2 protein-coding genes and 1 pseudogene are annotated in these 3,189 nt (G+C 48.9%); all 3 read left to right on the top strand.

The annotated features are described in order from the left end of the window. A pseudogene (locus ACTXGO_RS11670) lies at positions 1-406 on the top strand (AAA family ATPase); the annotation flags it as partial. A 212-nt stretch (positions 407-618) separates the two neighbouring features. Beyond that, complete coding sequence (locus tag ACTXGO_RS11665) at positions 619-1,665, top strand: cell division protein ZipA (protein ID WP_443574626.1); 1,047 nt, start codon at positions 619-621, stop codon at positions 1,663-1,665. A 124-nt stretch (positions 1,666-1,789) separates the two neighbouring features. Next, on the top strand, positions 1,790-3,189 hold a 1,400-nt coding region (gene ligA, locus ACTXGO_RS11660; protein ID WP_443574624.1), incomplete at its 3' end, for an NAD-dependent DNA ligase LigA.

Below are 3,189 nucleotides of genomic sequence, written 5' to 3'. Positions count from 1 at the left end.
CCTCACGCTAGATACCGATAGTGATTTCCCTAAATCTGAGCAGTGGCGCGCCGGACTCACTTTGATGGCGCAGCCCAAGGGTAAGCGCAACAGCCGCTTAGCGGTACTCTCAGGCGGTGAGAAAACCCTAACCGCGCTGAGTCTTATTTTTGCGATATTTAAGCAGCATCCTGCACCCTTTTGCGTACTTGACGAAGTCGATGCGCCGCTCGATGATGCCAATGTCGCGCGCTTTACCAGCTTAATTGAGGAGCTTGCAGGAGAGGTGCAGTTTATTTTTATTAGTCACAACAAGCTCTCCATGCAGATTGCTGATGAGCTAAAAGGTATCACTATGGCGCAAGCTGGCGTCTCAACTTTGGTCAGTGTGTCCTTGGATGAAGCGATCGATTATATCGACAGCTAGAGGCTTATGTAGATCATTTGGTACTGAACCTGTTTTCATTTAAACGGCAAATAGTGATTTTATGCTTAAAAATATAGTAAGATAAACTTGCCGCACTCAAGTAAGTACGCGTGCTAAACATAGCAAGTGATGACGGCGTCTATTAGCCATGCTAGACTATTGCTATTTGTTTTCACTATCATCCCCTTTGTCATTATTAGGATATCTCACTCATGACCGCTATTCAGTTTATCTTGATTGCCATTGCAGCCTTTATTGTGCTTGCAGGGCTGTTTATGGTCATTCGCAGTTTTAAGCGTCGTCAAAATACTGAAGCCACTCCGGTGAATTATGACAAAAATGGCATTCCTATTATTCCGCGTCATGAGCGTAATATTGTTGATCAGCCAGATCTTGACGATACTGTCGCAGGCGAGACCAGTATCGCGCCTGATCGCGAGTATCTACAAGCGGTCGTCGAAGACGAGCCTACAACGGAGTCTGCAACCATCGATGATATGCTAAATCATGCCCAAGCTGACGCCAATCCTGCCAGCGAGCAAAGTGAGGAATATGAGCGCTGGCAGACGGAGCAGCAGCGCGCTGATGATAGTGAATTTGCAGCGATAGCGCAGCAGATCAATAATGATGATAATAGCGATGAGTATTTAAGTGCGCCTACGCAAAATGGTGAGCAAGAGATTGACGCTTTTTCAAGCCTAGTGTCAGCCACAGACAGCCTGATGCCTGTCATTGATACCTTTGATGAGCCAAGCTTTGATGACAACAGTCCGGTGCTCGATCAGCATCTACTTGAGCCTGTTGATCAAGCGCAAAACGGTCCGCTGATTCATGCCAAAGACAACATCAACATTACGATTTTGCCGCAGCAGTACCGTGACCGTGCAACGTCCGTCATTCGTGGTCGTGACCTGTTAGGGTTGATAGATAAATATGGTCTGCGCTTTGGCGCGATGAATATGTTCCATCGCTATGAGCAAAAAGACGGCACAGGTATGCTTTGGTTTAGCATGATGGGCATCACTGATGAGGGTATCGCGCCTTTTGACCCGCATAGCGTGGCGACCAATACCTATAGCGGCGTCGTGGTGTTCTTATCGCTACCGCACCCGCAGGCGCTGCATAGTTTTGATAGTATGATGAGTATTGCCTACATGATGGCAGATGATCTGGACGCGGTTATGCTTGACGAAAATAACGAGCCGATCACCCCTGAATATAAGCAGCAACTGCGCAATCAAGTACGCGACTATGAATAAAGGCTAACCTCTAATAAAACAAAAAACTCTAGCCTTATTGAAGCAAATAACGTCATTCGTTTTACGTTATTTGCTATCAAAACTTGTTATGATATTGGCATCTTGAACCGTAAAGACGCCGATTATGACTGACTCAAAAGCTACCAAACCCTCTACTAAAAATGCAGTAAAACCTGCCGTAGATAACGACGCTATCATCGCAAAAATGCGCACGCTTATCGAAACGCTCAAAACCCATAACTATCGCTACTATGTGCTGGATAATCCTATCTTAGACGACAGCGAGTACGACCAACTGCGCCGCTCGTTGTTAGAGTTAGAAGAAGCCTACCCTGATCTTATTCAGCTAGATAGCCCAATCAATCAAGTCGGCGATACCCCGCTGTCAGCCTTTACCCAAGTGACCCATGATATCCCTATGCTATCTCTAGGCAATGTCTTTGACTATGATGATTTGCACGGATTTATGCGCCGCGTCAATGATCGTTTAAGCTTGGCCCAACAAAACCCTGAGTACGAGATGGAGCTTAAGCTGGATGGACTGGCTGTTTCCCTCAAGTATGAGCATGGACAGTTTGTGCAAGCGGTCACACGCGGCGATGGCCAAACAGGTGAGGACATTACCCAAAACGTCAAAACTATCCGTAACTTGCCGCTGTATCTTAGCGAAGCAACAAACATCGAACTGCTAGAAGTGCGCGGCGAAGTGTTGATTCCCAAAGCAGGCTTTGAGCGCTTAAACCGCTTGGCAGTCGAGAACGATGACAAAGTCTTTGCCAATCCGCGTAATGCCGCTGCTGGGAGCTTACGTCAATTAGATCCCGCTATTGCTGCTAGCCGTCCGCTAGCGTTCTACGGATACTCGGTCAATCAAGGACTACCCGAGACGATAGAGACGCAGTCTGCCGCCCTCGCTTGGCTTGGTGATCTTGGCTTTACCGTCAGCGCGGTGCGAGTGGTGGCTCACCCGCGCCAAGCACAAGAGTACTATGAGTCAATGATTGAAACTCGCGAAAAACTGCCGTTTGAGATCGACGGTATGGTTATCAAGGTTAATAGTCTTGCACTCCAGCAGCAGCTTGGCTTTTTATCGCGTGAACCGCGCTGGGCCACCGCCTATAAATTCCCCGCCCAAACCGTCATCACTCGCCTAAACGATATCGAATGGCAAGTGGGGCGCACGGGGCAAATCACCCCAGTCGGTAAACTTGAGCCCGTCAAAGTCGGCGGCGTCACCGTTAGCAACGTCACCTTGCATAACTTTGGTGAGATTGAGCGCTTAGATGTGCGCGCAGGCGACATGGTTAGCGTGCACCGCGCAGGCGACGTCATCCCTAAAATATCTCGCGTCTGGCACGATCAGCGCTCCAAGGAATCTAAGCCCGTCACCCTGCCGAGCAACTGTCCGGTATGCGACTCTCCTGTAGTGCTCCCCGAAGGCGAAGCGCTTGCCCGTTGTAGCGGCGGTTTGTTTTGTCCTGCTCAGCAAACCGAGGCCTTAATCCACTTTGTCTCGCGCCGCGC

Source organism: Psychrobacter sp. T6-1, assembly GCF_052258445.1.
The sequence above is the reverse complement of the archived record's forward strand: the minus strand, read 5'-3'. Positions and strand labels throughout refer to the sequence as shown.